General features: G+C 68.0%; 16 protein-coding genes. 6 read left to right on the top strand and 10 right to left on the bottom strand.

Features of this window, described 5'->3' with window-relative positions; genetic code table 11:
- Positions 1-7: 7 nt before the first annotated feature.
- On the top strand, positions 8-1522 hold the full coding sequence (glpK, locus tag FHG54_RS07250; RefSeq protein WP_139416681.1) for a glycerol kinase GlpK: 1515 nt from the start codon (positions 8-10) through the stop codon (positions 1520-1522).
- Between the two features lie 133 nt (positions 1523-1655).
- On the opposite strand, the gene FHG54_RS07255 is transcribed toward glpK, so the two are convergent.
- The 9 genes from FHG54_RS07255 to sdhC all read right to left on the bottom strand — a co-directional run bounded on the left by FHG54_RS07255 (position 1656) and on the right by sdhC (position 9774).
- On the bottom strand, positions 1656-2432 hold the full coding sequence (locus FHG54_RS07255) for an HAD family hydrolase (protein WP_233437901.1): 777 nt from the start codon (positions 2430-2432) through the stop codon (positions 1656-1658).
- Entirely contained in the window at positions 2429-2992 is a 564-nt protein-coding gene (locus FHG54_RS07260; RefSeq protein ID WP_168197137.1) for a GNAT family N-acetyltransferase, read from the bottom strand. The genes FHG54_RS07255 and FHG54_RS07260 overlap by 4 nt, the downstream gene beginning before the upstream one ends.
- Before the next feature lie 14 nt (positions 2993-3006).
- Positions 3007-4020: a tryptophan--tRNA ligase gene (trpS, locus tag FHG54_RS07265; RefSeq protein WP_139416683.1), complete on the bottom strand. Its 1014-nt coding sequence runs from the start codon at positions 4018-4020 to the stop codon at positions 3007-3009.
- Positions 4021-4077: 57 nt separating this feature from the next.
- Complete coding sequence (locus tag FHG54_RS07270; protein ID WP_139416684.1) at positions 4078-4917, bottom strand: exodeoxyribonuclease III; 840 nt, start codon at positions 4915-4917, stop codon at positions 4078-4080.
- 9 nt (positions 4918-4926) lie between these two features.
- Positions 4927-6231 carry a YihY/virulence factor BrkB family protein gene (locus FHG54_RS07275; protein ID WP_232333635.1) on the bottom strand — a complete coding sequence of 435 codons (1305 nt, stop codon included), beginning with the start codon at positions 6229-6231 and terminating at the stop codon, positions 4927-4929.
- An 83-nt stretch (positions 6232-6314) separates the two neighbouring features.
- Positions 6315-7073 (bottom strand): succinate dehydrogenase iron-sulfur subunit, encoded by a 759-nt coding sequence (locus FHG54_RS07280; protein ID WP_139416685.1) that lies wholly within the window; start codon positions 7071-7073, stop codon positions 6315-6317.
- Between the two features lies 1 nt (position 7074).
- A complete protein-coding gene (gene sdhA, locus FHG54_RS07285; RefSeq protein WP_139416686.1) occupies positions 7075-8898 on the bottom strand; it encodes a succinate dehydrogenase flavoprotein subunit in 1824 nt (607 codons plus the stop codon).
- A 7-nt stretch (positions 8899-8905) separates the two neighbouring features.
- Entirely contained in the window at positions 8906-9337 is a 432-nt protein-coding gene (locus FHG54_RS07290; RefSeq protein WP_139416687.1) for a succinate dehydrogenase hydrophobic membrane anchor subunit, read from the bottom strand.
- A 14-nt stretch (positions 9338-9351) separates the two neighbouring features.
- A complete protein-coding gene (sdhC, locus tag FHG54_RS07295) occupies positions 9352-9774 on the bottom strand; it encodes a succinate dehydrogenase, cytochrome b556 subunit (RefSeq protein ID WP_139416688.1) in 423 nt (140 codons plus the stop codon).
- Between the two features lie 193 nt (positions 9775-9967).
- On the opposite strand from sdhC, the gene FHG54_RS07300 reads away from it, so the two are divergent.
- On the top strand, positions 9968-11086 hold the full coding sequence (locus FHG54_RS07300; protein WP_139416689.1) for a mannose-1-phosphate guanylyltransferase: 1119 nt from the start codon (positions 9968-9970) through the stop codon (positions 11084-11086).
- 55 nt (positions 11087-11141) lie between these two features.
- On the top strand, positions 11142-12218 hold the full coding sequence (locus FHG54_RS07305; protein WP_139416690.1) for a BMP family lipoprotein: 1077 nt from the start codon (positions 11142-11144) through the stop codon (positions 12216-12218).
- Between the two features lie 56 nt (positions 12219-12274).
- Here FHG54_RS07305 and FHG54_RS07310 read toward each other — a convergent pair whose 3' ends face one another.
- Complete coding sequence (locus FHG54_RS07310; RefSeq protein ID WP_139416691.1) at positions 12275-12850, bottom strand: TetR/AcrR family transcriptional regulator; 576 nt, start codon at positions 12848-12850, stop codon at positions 12275-12277.
- A 106-nt stretch (positions 12851-12956) separates the two neighbouring features.
- Between FHG54_RS07310 and FHG54_RS07315 the strand changes: the two genes are divergently transcribed.
- The 3 genes from FHG54_RS07315 (at position 12957) to FHG54_RS07325 (ending at position 15990) form a co-directional block, all read left to right on the top strand.
- A complete protein-coding gene (locus FHG54_RS07315; protein WP_139416692.1) occupies positions 12957-13373 on the top strand; it encodes a DUF6463 family protein in 417 nt (138 codons plus the stop codon).
- A complete protein-coding gene (locus tag FHG54_RS07320) occupies positions 13370-14728 on the top strand; it encodes a carboxylesterase family protein (RefSeq protein WP_139416693.1) in 1359 nt (452 codons plus the stop codon). The genes FHG54_RS07315 and FHG54_RS07320 overlap by 4 nt, the downstream gene beginning before the upstream one ends.
- 161 nt (positions 14729-14889) lie before the next feature.
- The gene (locus tag FHG54_RS07325; protein ID WP_232331679.1) at positions 14890-15990 is read left to right on the top strand and encodes a BMP family lipoprotein; all 1101 of its coding nucleotides are present in this window, start codon (positions 14890-14892) and stop codon (positions 15988-15990) included.
- The last annotated feature ends 157 nt before the right edge of the window (positions 15991-16147 follow it).

The raw sequence follows: 16147 nt of genomic DNA on the forward strand, positions 1-16147 counted from the left end.
TTCTCAGATGCCCGATTTCATCCTCGCTATCGATCAGGGCACGACGTCGTCGCGTGCGATCGTCTTCGATAAGGCCGGGTCGATTGTCTCGACCGGGCAGTTGGAGCATGAGCAGATCTTTCCCAAGGCGGGTTGGGTCGAGCATGATCCGGTCGAGATCTGGCGCAATACGCGTGAGGTGATCGGTCAGGCTCTTGGGAAGGCTGATATCACTCGGCACGATATCGCTGCGGTGGGTATCACGAATCAGCGTGAGACGGCGGTCGTGTGGGATAGGAACACGGGCCGGCCGGTGTACAACGCGATCGTGTGGCAGGACACCCGTACTCAGCCGATCGTGGATCGGCTCGCGGCCGATGGCGGGGTGGAACGCTTCAAGGCCACGGTGGGTCTGCCGTTGGCGACGTATTTCTCCGGCACGAAGATCGTGTGGATCCTGGAGAACGTGCCGGGTGCGCGTGAGCAGGCCGAGGCCGGTGACCTGCTCTTCGGCACGACGGACACGTGGGTGTTGTGGAACCTGACCGGCGGGGTCGATGGCGGGGTGCACGCGACGGATGTGACCAACGCGAGCCGCACCATGTTCATGGATCTCGAGACCCTCGCCTGGGACGAGGACATCCTCGCCGCGTTCGGGGTGCCGCGTTCGATGCTGCCCGAGATCAAGTCCTCGTCCGAGGTCTATGGCACGGTGGAGTCCTCGAGCCTGCTGCGAGAGGTCCCGGTCGCGGGGATCCTCGGTGACCAGCAGGCCGCCACGTTCGGTCAGGCCGCGTTCGATACCGGTGAGTCGAAGAACACGTACGGCACGGGCAACTTCTTGATCTTCAACACCGGTGAGGAGATCGTCCACTCCAAGAACGGTCTGCTCACGACCCTCGGTTACCAGCTCGGCGATGCCGCCCCGCACTACGCGTTGGAAGGCTCGATCGCGGTCACGGGGTCCCTGATCCAGTGGTTGCGTGACAACCTCGGCCTGATCTCGGACGCACCAGCGGTCGAAGAACTCGCCAAGACGGTCGATGACAACGGCGGCGCGTACTTCGTGCCCGCGTTCTCGGGACTGTTCGCCCCGTACTGGCGGCCCGATGCCCGCGGCGCGCTCGTCGGCCTGACCCGGTACGTGAACAAGGGCCACATCGCCCGTGCCGCGCTCGAGGCCACCGCGTTCCAGACCCGCGAGGTCCTCGACGCGGTCAACGCCGACTCCGGGGTCGAGCTCACCGAACTCAAGGTCGATGGCGGCATGATCGCCAACAACACGCTCATGCAGTTCCAAGCCGACATCCTCGGCGTACCCGTCGTGCGGCCCGTCGTGGCCGAGACCACCGCGCTCGGCGCCGCGTACGCCGCCGGCCTCGCGGTCGGTTTCTGGTCCAGCCTCGACGAACTCCGCGCGAACTGGCAGGAAGACTCCCGCTGGGAACCCACCATGGACCAGGCCGAACGCGACCGCCAGATCCGACTCTGGAAGAAAGCCGTCACCAAAACCTTCGACTGGATCGACGACGACGTCAACTGACCTTCACCGGTCATCCGACGACGCGATGGAGTGCGATTCGTCGTCGCGACGGTACGGTTGAAGATCGGGGCCGGGCGCATGGGGGTGCGCCCGGCCCCATCTCGTCTCCGGGCACACAGGCCGGCTTCCCGGTTCAGTCGGCGAGGCGCACTGCGAGCAGGGCAGGCAGTTCGTCGAGCCCGGCGATCTCGAGCACGACCGGTGACGCGGCCACTCGTGCCGCAGCGGCCTCGTCTGGCAGATCGGTCGCATGCGCGGCGCCGTGCCGGTTGAGCCAGACGCCGATGAGTCCTGCTCGGGCGGCGCCCATCGCATCGGTCTCGAACCGGTCGCCGATGTACACGGCCCGCCCGACGGGTGTCGCGGCGGCGAAGCGCTCGATCGCGACCCGGAAGATCTCGGCGTCGGGCTTGGTCGCTCCGACGTCGCCGGAAGCGATCACGTGCTCGAAGCGGTCGCGAATGCCGAGACGTTCGAGCTTGGCCGACTGGAAGTCGAGCTCGCCGTTGGTGATGATGCCGAGCCGCACCCCGGGCAGCGCGAGCGCGAGCGCGTCGAGGGCCGGCAGCGCGTCGTCGTGCAGCGACCATGATTCGCGGTATCGCTCGAAGTAGCGATCGAACCAGGCTCCGGCCGCCAGTTCGTCGAGTTCGTCACCGTGAGCGACGGCGAAGTCGCGCGCCCGTGCGCGGCGCTGACCCTCGAAGGTCAGCCGGCCGGCGAGATACGAGTGGTAGTGCTGCTCTTCGAGCTCGTGCCAGAGAACGGATGCCGCGGTGCCATCGCCGTCGTATGCCAACTCCCGCATGTGCAGGGTGATGCCGGCGGCGACGGCCGCGCGATGCGCCATGAGGGTATCGTCGAGGTCGAACATGACGACCGGCGCGGGCGCGGGCGACCGCCTGCTCACCTCGCACTCCCGAGGACCGGCTCCCAACTCGCGTACGCATCGGGTTCGGGCTCTGCTCGGCGCTCGGCGTGCCAGGCGGGGAGCACTCGGCCGTCGCGGCCCGGCACGGTTGCGATTCGGGGCGTCGTCCGCCGGAATCCCGCGGCACGCGCCACCTGTGCCGATGCGAGGTTGCCCTCGTTCGCGCGCCAGAGCACCGACTCGGCGTCGCCCACTCCGCCGGCGAGCGCCCAGTTGCAGACCGCATCGACGGCTTCGGCCATGAGCGCCTCGCCCCGGTGTTCCGCGCCGAGCCAGTATCCGATCTCGTTGCCCCGGCGCAGCCCGACCACGCCGAGAAGCGGCGCGCCCGCACCGCGCCGGAGGGCCCAGGTGAGTTCGTCGCCCGAGCGCCACGCCGCCGGGACGTATTCCACGAGGAATGCCCTCGCATGTTCGACGGTGTACGGCCACGGGGTCGTGAGGTACGTGCGGAACAGCGGGTCGGTGCAGTAGTGGGCCACGAGCTCGACGTCGGTTTCGACCGGGAGGTCGAGCACGAGTCGTTCGGTGCGCAGCACGACGGGGAGCATGGTCAGCGTGCGCGCCGCAGGAAGCCGACGCGGTCGTAGACGGTTGCGAGGGTGGCCTCGGCGACCTCGCTCGCGCGATCGGCGTTGACGGCGAGCAGGCGATCAAGCTCGGCCGGGTCGTCGAGCAGCTCGAGGGCCCGCGACCGGATCGGCTCGAACTCGCTCACGACGACCTCGGCGAGTGCCTTCTTGAAGTCGCCGTAGCCGCGCCCGGCGAACTCCTGTTCGACGTCGGCGATCGTGCGGCCGGAGAGCACGGTGAAGATCGTGAGCAGATTCGAGACGCCCGGCTTGAGCTCGCGGTCGAAGCGCACCTCGCCATCGGTGTCGGTCACCGCGCGCATGATTTTCTTCGCCGTGACGGCGGGCTCGTCGAGCAGCCAGAGGATGCCAGCGGGCGAGTCGCCCGACTTCGACATCTTCGACGTGGGATTCGCCAGGTCGTAGATGCGCGCCGTCTCGCGCTGGATGACGGGCTCGGGCAGCACGAAGGTGTCGGCGCCGAACCGTGCGTTGAACCTCGCAGCGAGGTCGCGGGTCAGCTCGACGTGCTGTTTCTGATCGTCGCCGACGGGCACGACCTCGGTCTGGTAGAGCAGGATGTCGGCCGCCATGAGCACCGGATACGCGAAGAGACCGACGCTCGTGGCATCGGTGCCCTGCTTCTGCGACTTGTCTTTGAACTGCGTCATGCGGCCGGCCTCGCCGAAACCGGTGATGGTGTTGAGCACCCAGGCCAGCTGGGCGTGCGCGGGCACGTGCGACTGCACGTAGAGCGTCGAGCTCGACGGGTCGATGCCGGCCGCGATGTACTGCGTCGCCGTGCGCCGGGTCTTCTCGCGGAGTTCGGCCGGGTCTTGCGCCACCGTGATGGCGTGCATGTCGACCACCGAGAAGAAGGCATCGTGCGCCCCTTGCAGCTCTTTCCACTGCAGGAGGGCGCCGATGTAGTTGCCGGCGTGGAGCGAATCGGCCGAGGGCTGCATGCCCGAGTAGAGGCGGGGCTTCTGCGTCATTGGGAGTTCCTTCGAAGTATGCCCGCCGCGATGCGGCAGGTCAGGCCGTGCGGCAGGTCAGATGGCGTAGTCGACGACCACGGGAGCGTGGTCGGACCATCGCGTGTCCCAGGAGTCGGCACGGTCGATCACGTAGGCGACCGCGGCGTCGGCCAGCGCCGGGGTCGCGAGTTGGTAGTCGATGCGCCAGCCGGTGTCGGTGTCGAACGCCTTGCCGCGCTGCGACCACCAGGTGTAAGGGCCGTCGACCTCGCCGGCGAAGCGGCGACCCAGGTCGATCCAGCCGAGGCCGGCTCCCGCGTTGTAGTCGGGGGCGCCCTCTGCGCCGACGAAGCGGTCGAAGTAGGCCCGTTCTTCGGGCAGGAAGCCGGCGCGCTTCACGTTGCCCTTCCAGTTCTTGATGTCGAGCGTGCGGTGGCCGACGTTCAGGTCGCCCACGATCACCGCGAGTTCGGAGTGGGCGGCGAGCCGCGGCATCCGCTCGACCATCGCGTCGAGGAAAGTGTACTTCTCGACCTGTTTCGGGGTGTCGACCACGCCGGAGTGCACGTAGGCGGAGACGACGGTGACGATGCGACCCCCCACCTCGTAGTCGGCTTCGAGCCAGCGGCCGGCGCTGTCGAAGTCGGCTGCACCGAGATCGACGCGGTGGATGCTCGCGCGGTTGCGGCTCGCGATCGCGACCCCCGCACGCCCCTTGGCAGTGGCAGGGTCGTGCAGGATGTCCCAGTCGTCGCCGAGGAGGCCCTGGAGGTCTTCGGTGGCGGCACGCACCTCTTGCAGGGCGAGGATGTCGACGTCGCGTGCGGCGAGCCACTCGCCCATGCCCTTGCGGAATGCGGCGCGCACTCCGTTGACGTTGACGCTGGCGAGACGGAGGGGCTTCGCGGAGGGCATGGATCGATCCTACGGGAGGCCTCCGACGTCGTTCCGCCGCCCCGTCTGCTCGGCCTTCGGAGCCTCCGCCTCGAGCTCGGCGAGCTCCAGCTCGGCCTTCTCGAGGTGACGCCTGGCGGTGAACCGGCCGAACCAACCGGCGGTCTCGAGGTCGCGCCCGGCTTCGCGTACCCGCACTTGCGCGGCGGTCACGAGGGCACGCCGTTCGCGATCGTGCTGCTCGGCGGCGAGTTGCTCGGGCGTGACCCTGCGGAGCGATTCATTGGCGTCGGATGCCTCGACGGCGACCCAGCTCGCAGCGACGAGGATGACGATGCTCGTGAGCCGGAACCAGAGGAGCAGGCCGATGAACACCGTGAAGGTCGCGAGCAGCGGGTTGGCGGCCGAACGCGACAGCAGCGTGCCGCCGAGCAGTTGCAGCACCGAGAGCGCGGCGGAGCCGAGGAGCGACCCGACCCACATGCGATGCCACGGCATGGAGGCCCCCGACAGGAAGCGGAACAGGACCGCGAGCGCGAGCGTGTCGATCGCGAAGACGACGAGGAGCGAGCCGCCCTGGACGAGCACGCCGGACAGGCCCGACGTGCCGGAGAGGCCCAGGACCTGGAAGATCCAGCTGAGGAACGAGGTGGTCGCGACCGAGAGGGCGGTGGCCAGCAGCAGGATCGCACCGAAACCGAAGCCGGCCAGGAAGTCGCGCGCCTTGAGCAGCACGTAGGAACGGCGATCCTTCGGCAGGCCGAAGATGCTGCGTACCGCCATGCGCGAATAGGTGACCCACCCGATCGCCGTCCAGATCAGGCCCGCGAGTGCGACGGCGCCCGTCCAGCCGAAGAGGCTCGTGCTGGCGGTCGCGATCTGGGTGAGGTCGTCGGTGGTGATGATGCCCTGCGGCCCGATGAGACCCGGGGCGTAGGTGTTGAGCAGGGCCACGAAGGCGTCGAGGGTCTGCGGGTTGCTCGTGAGCCTGATGCCGAAGACCGCGAATACGACGTAGACCGCCGCGAAGAGGGCGAAGAGGGCCTGGTAGCTCATGCCCGACGACAGGATGAAGCCCGAACGGTCGAGGAAGTGCCGCCAGACGCGCACCGGAAAGAGGGCGAGCGTCTTCTGCGTGATCGAGCTGACCCTGCTGATCGGCTCTTCGAGCCGGTCGCGGATCGGCCGGCTCATGGCGTCGAATCGCTGCTTCGCCGAGCGCGAGCGTTCTTCGAGGCCGAGCGGGTCGCGGGCGTCATGGTCGTCGTCGTGGTCGTCGAACTCGTCGGACGGTTCGTCGCGGCTCCGTGGTGCCCTTGGCTTCCGCTCGCTCACGCTCCAACCCTAGCGACGACCTGCCCGCACCCGACGACCTGCCCGCAACGATGGAGCCGGGCCGGCCGTGTGCGTGGTCGTGGCTACGGCTTGCCGCGCAGGACCGCCTGCTTGACCTCGGCGATCGCCTTCGTCACCTCGATGCCGCGAGGGCACGCCTCGGTGCAGTTGAACGTCGTGCGGCAGCGCCACACCCCGTCTTTGTCGTTCAGGATGTCGAGACGCGTCTGCGCATTGTCGTCGCGGGAGTCGAAGATGAAACGGTGCGCATTCACGATCGCGGCGGGGCCGAAGTACTGGCCGTCGGTCCAGAAGACGGGGCACGACGAGGTGCACGCCGCGCACAGGATGCACTTGGTCGTGTCGTCGAAGATCGCGCGCTCGGCGACCGACTGCACCCGCTCCTTGCCCGGCTCCGGCTTCGAATTCGCGACGAGGAACGGCTGCACCTCGCGGTAGCTCGCGAAGAACGGCTCCATGTCGACGATGAGGTCCTTCTCGAGCGGCAGGCCCTTGATGGCCTCCACGTAGATGGGCTTCGAGATGTCGAGGTCCTTGATGAGCGTCTTGCAGGCCAGGCGGTTGCGGCCGTTGATGCGCATCGCATCGGATCCGCAGATGCCGTGGGCGCACGAGCGCCGGAAGGTCAGCGAGCCGTCCTGCTCCCACTTGATCTTGTGCAGGGCGTCGAGCACGCGGTCGGTCGCGTACATCTCGACGTCGAAGTCCTGCCAGCGCGGCTCGGCGTCGACCTCGGGGTCGAAGCGGCGGATCAGGAACGTGACGGTGAACGACTGCACGGCGGCATCCGTCGACTGGGCTTCGAGCGTTGCGGTGCTCACGTCAGTACTTCCTCTCCATCGGCTGGTAGCGGGTGATCGTCACCGGTTTCCAATCGAGTCTGATGTGGTCGGCGGCATCCGAGGAGTGCGCATCGCCCGACAGGTACGCCATCGTGTGCTGCATGTAGTTCTCGTCGTCGCGATTCGGGAAGTCGTCGCGCATGTGGCCGCCGCGGCTCTCCCGGCGGTTGCGTGCCGAGAACACGACCACCTCGGCGAGGTCGAGCAGGAACCCGAGTTCGACGGCCTCGAGCAGGTCGGTGTTGAAGCGCCGGCCCTTGTCGTGCACGGCGACGTTCCGGTACCGCTCGCGGAGGGCGGCGATGACCTTCGTGACGTGCTCGAGCGACTCGTCGGTGCGGAACACCTGGGCGTTCTTGTCCATCTCGTCTTGCAGCTCTTTGCGGATCGCGGCGATGCGCTCGGTGCCGTCGGAGTCGCGGAGCTGTTCCAGCATGTCGCGCACGGCCCCGGCAGGGTCGGAGGGCAGGGCGGTGAAGTCGACCGTCTTCACGTACTCGACCGCATTGCGGCCCGCGCGCTTGCCGAAGACGTTGATGTCGAGCAGCGAGTTCGTGCCGAGGCGGTTCGAGCCGTGCACCGAGACGCACGCGCACTCGCCCGCGGCGTAGAGCCCGGGTACGACGGTGTCGTTGCCCGAGAGCACCTCTGCGGCGACGTTCGTGGGAATGCCGCCCATCGCGTAGTGCGCGGTCGGCATGACGGGCACCGGCTCGACCACCGGGTCGACGCCGAGGTACGTGCGTGCGAACTCGGTGATGTCGGGCAGCTTCGTCTCGAGCACCTCTGCGCCGAGGTGGGTGCAGTCGAGCAGCACGTAGTCCTTGTGCGGGCCCGCGCCGCGGCCCTCCGCGACCTCTTGCACCATGCAGCGGGCGACGATGTCGCGCGGTGCCAGGTCTTTGATGGTGGGCGCATAGCGCTCCATGAAGCGCTCGCCCGATGCGTTCCGGAGGATGGCGCCCTCACCGCGTGCACCCTCGGTGAGCAGGATGCCGAGGCCGGCCAGGCCGGTCGGGTGGAACTGGAAGAACTCCATGTCTTCGAGGGGGAGTCCCTTGCGCCAGATGATGCCGACGCCGTCGCCCGTGAGGGTGTGCGCGTTCGACGTCGTCTTGTAGATCTTGCCGAAGCCGCCCGTCGCGAAGATCACGGCCTTGGCCTGGAACACATGCAGTTCGCCAGAGGCGAGGTCGTAGGCGACGACACCCGATGGCTGCGTCGTTCTGGTGCCGTCGGGGCCGTCGACCTCGGTCATGACGAGGTCGAGCACGTAGTACTCGTTGAAGAAGTTGATGCCGAGCTTCACGCAGTTCTGGAACAGCGTCTGCAGGATCATGTGGCCCGTGCGATCGGCCGCGTAGCAGGAGCGGCGAACGGGCGCCTTGCCGTGGTCGCGCGTGTGGCCGCCGAAGCGGCGCTGGTCGATCTTGCCCTCGGGGGTGCGGTTGAACGGCAGGCCCATGTTCTCGAGGTCGATGACCGCGTCGATCGCCTCCTTCGCGAGGATCTCCGCCGCGTCTTGATCGACGAGGTAGTCGCCGCCCTTGACGGTGTCGAAGGTGTGCCACTCCCAGCTGTCCTCCTCGACGTTCGCGAGCGCCGCGGCCATGCCGCCCTGCGCCGCGCCCGTGTGGGAGCGAGTGGGGTAGAGCTTCGAGATGACCGCGGTCTTCGCGCCGGGGCCGGCCTCGATCGCCGCACGCATGCCGGCGCCGCCGGCGCCGACGATGACGATGTCGAACTGGTGGTAGTGGACGCCGTCGATGACCTGGGTCTCGGCGTCGGCGCTCTGGGGGTTCACGGATCTCCTATGCAGCGCAGAACGAGGGAAGCAGATCGGCGGGTGCGCCGACCGGGCAGGGCTCGAAGGTGAAGACGACGAGGGTGCCGAGGATGATGAGCACCGCGGCCGCGGCGAACAGTGCGCCCTTCAGCACCTTCTGGACGATGCCCGGGTTCGTGTAGTCGTTGACGAGGGTTCGCATGCCGTTGGCGCCGTGGATGAGGGCGAGCCACAGCATCGCGACGTCCCACCACTGCCAGAACGGGTCGGCCCACTTGCCGCCGACGAAGCCGAAGTCGATGGCCTTGACGCCGTCGCCGACCATGAGGTTCATGAAGAGGTGGCCGAAGATGAGCACGATCAGCACGACGCCTGACGCGCGCATGTAGATCCAGCCCCACTTCTCCAGATTGATGCCGCGCCGCGGCGGGCGCGCGGAGAATTCCATGGCAGTCATATTTCCGCGGCTCCCTAGTGGCTGAAGACGTTGATGAGGTGGCGCGGCGTGAACGCGAGCATGGTCACGATCCAGAGGCCGACGACGATCCAGAAGAGGAGACGCTGGTTGCGCGTCGCCCAGGACCAGAAGTCCACGAGGATGATGCGCAGGCCGTTGAAGGCGTGGAAGACGATCGCCCCGACGAGCGCCACCTCGCCGAGGCCCATGATGGGCGTCTGGTACGTGCCGATGACGGCGTTGTACGCCTCCGGACTGACCCGCACGAGCGCGGTGTCGAGGATGTGCACGAGGAGGAAGAAGAAGATCGCGACACCGGTGATGCGGTGCAGCACCCATGACCACATTCCCTCGTTGCCGCGGTACAGCGTGCCACCAGGCTTCTGCTTCGCAGGCGTCGCGGGTGCGGTCAGGGTTCCTGCCGAAGTCTCTGGCATGAACAACCCTCCCTGGCTGTGTGATTGGCCCCGAACATGAGGGACCGCGACGGCCACACGGCCCGATTCGAGTGTAGACCCGCGCCAGTTCGGCCGCCGCTTAGGGCTGCCTAACTCTCTCGATGTCGAGATACCGGATGCCGCGGCATCCGCTGCTCGCGTGGCCGACCGGTGCTGCGGTTACGCTGTGCAGATGGACGAAACCCCGATCGACGGCTTCTACAGCGTCATCCCCGCCGGCGGCGTGGGCTCGCGGCTCTGGCCGCTCTCCCGCGCCGACGCACCGAAGTTCCTGCACGACCTCACGGGTTCCGGCCAGACGCTCCTGAAAGACACGTGGGATCGTCTTGCACCGCTCTCGGGCGACGACCGCATCATGGTCGTCACCGGGCGCGCCCACCGGGCGGCGGTCGAGGCGCAACTGCCGGCCCTGGCCGACCACAACGTCGTGCTCGAGAGCGAGCCGCGCGACTCGACGGCGGCGATCGGCCTCGCCGCGGCGATCCTCGAACTGCGCGAGCCGGGCGTGATCGTCGGCTCGTTCGCGGCCGACCACGTGATCTCGGGCAGCGGGCTCTTCAGGGCGGCCGTGACCGATGCCGTCGCGGCCGCCAGGGCCGGGTACATCGCGACCATCGGCATCACGCCGACCGAACCCGCCGTCGGCTTCGGCTACATCGAGTGCGGCGCCCCCATCGAGATCGCCGGCGCCGAGCATGTCGAAGCGGTCGCGAGCTTCGTCGAGAAGCCCGATCTCCCGACCGCCAAACGATACCTCGCCGGCGGCACGCACCTCTGGAATGCGGGCATGTTCATCGCACGCGCCGACGCGCTGCTCGCCGAGATCGCGCGCAACAAGCCCGAATTGCACGCCGGTCTCATCGAGCTCGCCGCGGCATGGGACGACCCCGAGACGCGCGGCCCCGCCGTCGACCGCATCTGGCCGCGCCTCGAGAAGATCGCCATCGACTACTCGGTCGCCGAGCCCGCCGCGGCGGCCGGGCGGCTCGCCGTCATCCGCGGGCACTTCGTCTGGGACGATGTCGGCGACTTCGCCTCGCTCGCCAAGCTGAACAGCGCCGGGCGTTCGGGCGAGCTCGCGATCCTCGGCGAGAATGCTCGCGTGCTCTCCGACGCGTCGAGCGGCATCGTCGTCAGTCGTTCGAAGCGCGTCATCAGCCTCATCGGCGTGCAGGACATCGTCGTCGTCGACACCCCCGACGCGCTCCTCGTCACGACGAGCGAGCACGCCCAGCGGGTCAAGGCGGTCGTCGACGCCCTTCGGGTCGGCGGGTCCAACGACGTGCTCTGAGAGCACGAGAGAGAGCGGGTTCCGGATGTCTCAGGGTCGGATGACTCAGGGTCGGATGTCTCAGGGTCGGATGTCGCTCCGGCGAAGCATCGTCGTGGGCGCCGCGCTGGCCGCGGCATCCGTCGCCCTCGTCTCGTGCGCGCCGGCGCCAGAGGGGGAGGCCGGCGACGAAGCGAGCGAATCGTGCGTGCGCATGGTCACCAACTCGGGCGGTCTCGAAGACCGCTCGTTCAACCAGTCGAGCTGGGAGGGGCTGCAGGCGGCTGAGGAGGAGTTCGGCGTCGGGGCCGAGGCGATCGTGTCGACCGGCGAGACCGACCTCGCCCCGAACGTGGCGCAGGCCGTCGAATCGGGTTGCGAGCTCATCGTCACGGTCGGCTTCGAGCTCGCCGACGCGACGCTCGACCAGGCCGGCGCGAACCCCGAGATCGCCTTCGCGATCGTCGACGAGACCGTCGAGGCCGACAACGTCAAGCCGGTCGTGTTCGACACCGCTCAGGCCTCGTACCTCGCGGGCTACCTCGCGGCGGGGGTCACGAAGACCGGTGTCGTGGCGACCTTCGGCGGCGGCAATCAGCCGCCCGTCACCCTCTTCATGGACGGCTTCGTCGACGGCGTCGCGAAGTACAACGAGGTGCACGCAGCGCAGGTGCGCGTGCTCGGATGGGACAAGGCCGCCCAGGACGGCGCCTTCACGGGCGACTTCGAAGACGTCAACAAGGGCAAGACCCTGACCGAGAGCTTCATCGATCAGGGTGCCGACGTGATCCTCCCCGTCGCGGGTCAGGTGGGCGAGGGGGCGGCGTCGGCCGCACTCGAACGCGACGGCGTGTCGGTCATCTGGGTCGACAGCGACGGATTCGAGTCGCTCGCGGCCCAGTATCGACCCGTGATCCTCACGAGCGTGCTGAAGAACACGCAGGATGCGATGGTCGAGATCGTCGGCGCCGTGCTCGACGGCACCTTCTCGAACGAGCCGTACGTCGGCACGCTCGAGAACGGGGGAGTGGAGATCGCGCCGTACCACGACCTCGCGCCGCTCGTCTCGCCGGCGCTCGAGGGTGAACTCGAAGGGCTCCGGCAGGCGATCATCGCCGGTGAGATCGTCGTGGAGTCTCCCAGCGCGCCCTGAGTTCGCTCCCTCGACCGTCGATGCTCGGCGGACTCGACAGGCTCAGCGCCTCGGGCTCATCGTTCATCGCCGATCAGCCGGTCGGCCAGGTGCTTCCGAGCTGCCACTCCGACCTCGCCCGGGTCGGAGAGTTCGGGGAGCACCTCGGGTGCGGCGCTTCGAAGGTGGAGCCACCCCATGTATGCGGCGTAGGCGACCAGCGCCTCTTGTCGGGCCACCGGAGCGGGGTGTCCGAGCTGGCCGTACGCCTCGGCGAGAACGCTCACGCGACGCTCGGTCACGCGATGCACGACCGATGAGACGGCAGGGTCGCTCGCATGTGCCACGAGTGCAGGTTCCAATCGCGACAACGCCGCTCCGTCCAATGCCTTGGACAGCAACGCGCGCAGTCTCTCGGCCGGGTCTGGGATCGAGCCGACCTCATCGATCGTTTCCGTCGTGTCGCGTTCCCACTGCTCCAGCGCCGCCGCGACCAGCGCGTCGCGGTCTGCGAAGTGCCAATAGAAGCTGCCGCGCGTCATGCCGAGTCGACGTGCGAGCACGTCGACACGCACTGCGGAGACACCGCCCTCGGCGAGGGCCTCGAGCGCGGCGTTCGTCCAGTCGTCCCTCGTCATCTGGCGTCGTGACATACCCGTACAGTACAGTGCTGTACGTTCAATACAGTACTGTATGGCGAAGCCACGGCTTCGAGCATTCGGACGAGGCAAGGGAGAGGTATCGATGAAGGCGCACGAGGTGTCTCCGTTGACCGGGCGTCGCGTGATCGGTTGGGCACTGGGGTCGATCGCGGTGATCCACCTGGCGCTCACGCCCGTTGTATACGACAAGTCGACCCGCAGTATCCGAGACGCCGGGATCGTCGGCTCGATCGACGCCGACCCCGAACTCGTCGACTTGCGCAGCGCAGGGTTCTGGTACGCCACCTCGGGTTGGGCGATGCTGCTGCTCGCCGTCCTGACCGGACGAGCCGAGCGGCGAGAAGGCGTCGTGCCCGCATCATCCGTGTGGGGTCTGGCCGCGATCTCGCTCTGGGGCCTCCTGTTCATGCCGTTGTCGGGGTTCCTTCCCCTTCTCGGACTGGCCTCCTACGCCGGGGTTCGTCGTCGCAGGGCACGCGTGGCGTTGTCCTCTGATCAGGCCCGGCGGCGGTGAGCGAGGCGAACGCGGCGGACGCGCGCGACCCCGGGAGGGAGTCCGACCCGGCCGAGCGACGTTTCGCGCTCGGGGCGGGAGTCGTGGTGGGCCGGGTCGACGACGATGTGGTGCGGGCGCTCGGCATTCCGTATGCGGAGGCCGCACGCTTCGCTGCTCCTGTTCGAGTCACGCGATACGAAGAACCGGTACACGCGTTCCAACGGGCTCCGATCGCGCCGCAACTGCCGGCCAAGCTGTTCGACCGGTTGATCGGCGACGACGTTCTGGCGATGGATGAGAACTGCCAGCGATTGTCGGTCACGGCTCCGGCCGATCTCGACGACGCCGAGCGGCTGCCGGTGCTGGTCTGGATCCATGGCGGGGGCAACGTGGTCGGTGCCGGTGATCTCGCCTATTACGATCCGCGGACGTTGGTGGCCGAACAGCGTGTGATCGTCGTCACCGTCACCTATCGGCTCGGGATGCTCGGCTTCCTCGGCGATGGAGCCGACCTGGCCGCGAACCTCGGCCTGCTCGACCAGCTCATGGCTCTGCGGTGGGTGCGGGAGAATATCAGCGCGTTCGGCGGCGACCCCGACTCGGTCACGTTGTTCGGTCAGTCCTCAGGCGCCGACGCGATCGCGCATCTCATGATCAGCGACGGGGCCGACGGTCTCTTCCGGCGGGTGATCATGCAGAGCGCCCCGCTGGGCGTCACCACGGGCCGGGCGGCCATGGCCGAAGCGATGCTGTCTGCGGTCGGTGCACTGTCGCGCGATGCCGATGTCGAGGAGATCCTCGCCCTGCAGCCCGTGGCGGAGCGGGCAGCGCGAGGCTTCGGGCAGTCGAGCAGAATGCCGTTCGGGGTGCAGTCCGGATTCCCGCCGGTGCCGGATGAGGCCGACCACGATCCGGCCCGGCGAGAATCGGCCCGGCGGGTCGATGTCCTGATCGGCTCCACGATGGAGGAGACCGGGGTGATTGCGGCGCTCCTGCCGGCCCTGAAGGGCGTGTTCCGGCTGCCTGTGCTCGGTCGTCTCGTGCGGCGCCTGGTCGTCACCCCCTCCACCCGCAGCATGTACGAGTTGCCGGCCCGGCGGTTCGTCGCCCGGCACCGAATCGCGGGTGGTCGTGCATATCAGTACCGCATGACGTGGCGGCCGGATCGCAACGGATACGGCTCGGCCCACCTCACCGATCTACCGCTCCTGCTCGGCAGCCGCCGGGCCTGGGCGAGTGCCGCGTTGCTCGGGTCCGCCGATTGGGGTGACGTGCACCGCCGGGGTCGCATCGTTCGCCGCATCTGGGCGGAGTTCGCCCGAACCGGCAGGGTGCCGGACGTCGGGGAGAACGACACGATCACCCTGCTGTGACACCCGTTCGCGGGTCATCGCAGCTGCTCATATGAGCAGAAGATCGCGTCTTGATAACCATTGGAGGTCGTCGCACCATCCGCCGTGGCGCGCGCCGCAACATTCGGTAACGTGACTGCACGAGCCTCGGATCGGTCGGGGTGCAGTCTTTGGAGGACACAGTGAAGGTCACGACCAGAAAGGCTGCTCTCGGCGGCCTCGCGATGTTCGGTGCAGCAGCCCTGCTGCTCGCCGGTTGTGCAGCGGCTCCCGAGGAGACCGATGGCGGCGACGGCGGGGGCGAAGCGCTCGACTTCATCCCCTGCATGGTCTCCGATGCGGGCGGCTTCGACGACAAGTCGTTCAACCAGCTGGCCTTCGAAGGCCTCACCAAGGCGGCCGATGAACTCGGCGTCGATCCGGTCACCGTCGAGTCGCAGTCCGAGACCGACTACGCGCCCAACCTGACGAGCCTCGTCGACCAGGGCTGCAACCTGATCGTCACCGTCGGGTTCGCGCTCTCCGCGGCAACTGTCGAGTCGGCCACTGCGAACCCCGACATCGAGTACGTCATCGTCGACGACGCCGCCGACAACGACTTCGACGGCACCACCGACGCCGACAACATCAAGCCGATCCTCTTCAACACCGCGGAGGCGGCGTTCCTCGCCGGTTACGCGGCGGCCGACTTCACGACCACCAGCGTCGTCGGCACCTTCGGCGGCATGAACTTCCCGACCGTGTCGATCTTCATGGACGGCTTCAAGCAGGGCGTCGACTACTACGCAGCGGAGAAGGGCAAGGCCGTGCAGGTTCTCGGCTGGGACGGCACCGACGGCCTCTTCACCGGCGGCTTCGAGGCCAACGACGCCGCTCGCCAGACCGCGCAGAGCCTCATCGACCAGAATGTCGACGTGATGCTGCCGGTCGGCGGTCCCATCTACCAGTCGGCCGCTGCGGCCATCCGCGAAGCCGGCCGTGAGATCGCGATGATCGGCGTCGACGCCGACTTCACCGTGACCGACCCGTCGGTCGCCGACCTCATGCTGACCTCGATCCTCAAGCAGATCGACGTCGCGACCTACGAGGCGGTGCTTGCCGCGGGCAACGGCGAGTTCGACCCTGAGCCGTACATCGGAACGCTCGAGAACGGCGGAGTCGGCGTCGCGCCGTTCCACGACTTCGAGTCGAAGGTCTCCGACACGCTCCAGGGCGAACTCGACGACCTCCAGGCCGCGATCATCGCGGGCGACGTCGAGGTCACGTCCTACCTCGAACAGTAGGGAACGAGACGCACTGATCGGGGAGGTCGGCGGGAGCCGGCCTCCCCGATCGGCGTCAGGACGGGCGTCAGCTCTCGGCGGTGCGGTCGAGCGCGCGACATCCGGTCACTTCAACCATCGTGCAGCACCCCCAACGGATGCAGCCATCTCACTAGGA

This window comes from Agromyces laixinhei (assembly GCF_006337065.1).
GTDB classification, from domain to species: domain Bacteria; phylum Actinomycetota; class Actinomycetes; order Actinomycetales; family Microbacteriaceae; genus Agromyces; species Agromyces laixinhei.

What these genes read in the sequence shown, in the direction of transcription:
- glpK (WP_139416681.1), top strand. Translation starts at nt 8, where the DNA reads ATGCCCGATTTCATCCTCGCTATCGATCAGGGCACGACGTCGTCGCGT.
- trpS (WP_139416683.1), bottom strand. Translation starts at nt 4,020, where the DNA reads ATGACGCAGAAGCCCCGCCTCTACTCGGGCATGCAGCCCTCGGCCGAT.
- FHG54_RS07270 (WP_139416684.1), bottom strand. Translation starts at nt 4,917, where the DNA reads ATGCCCTCCGCGAAGCCCCTCCGTCTCGCCAGCGTCAACGTCAACGGA.
- FHG54_RS07290 (WP_139416687.1), bottom strand. Translation starts at nt 9,337, where the DNA reads ATGACTGCCATGGAATTCTCCGCGCGCCCGCCGCGGCGCGGCATCAAT.
- sdhC (WP_139416688.1), bottom strand. Translation starts at nt 9,774, where the DNA reads ATGCCAGAGACTTCGGCAGGAACCCTGACCGCACCCGCGACGCCTGCG.
- FHG54_RS07300 (WP_139416689.1), top strand. Translation starts at nt 9,968, where the DNA reads ATGGACGAAACCCCGATCGACGGCTTCTACAGCGTCATCCCCGCCGGC.
- FHG54_RS07305 (WP_139416690.1), top strand. Translation starts at nt 11,142, where the DNA reads ATGTCTCAGGGTCGGATGTCGCTCCGGCGAAGCATCGTCGTGGGCGCC.
- FHG54_RS07310 (WP_139416691.1), bottom strand. Translation starts at nt 12,850, where the DNA reads ATGTCACGACGCCAGATGACGAGGGACGACTGGACGAACGCCGCGCTC.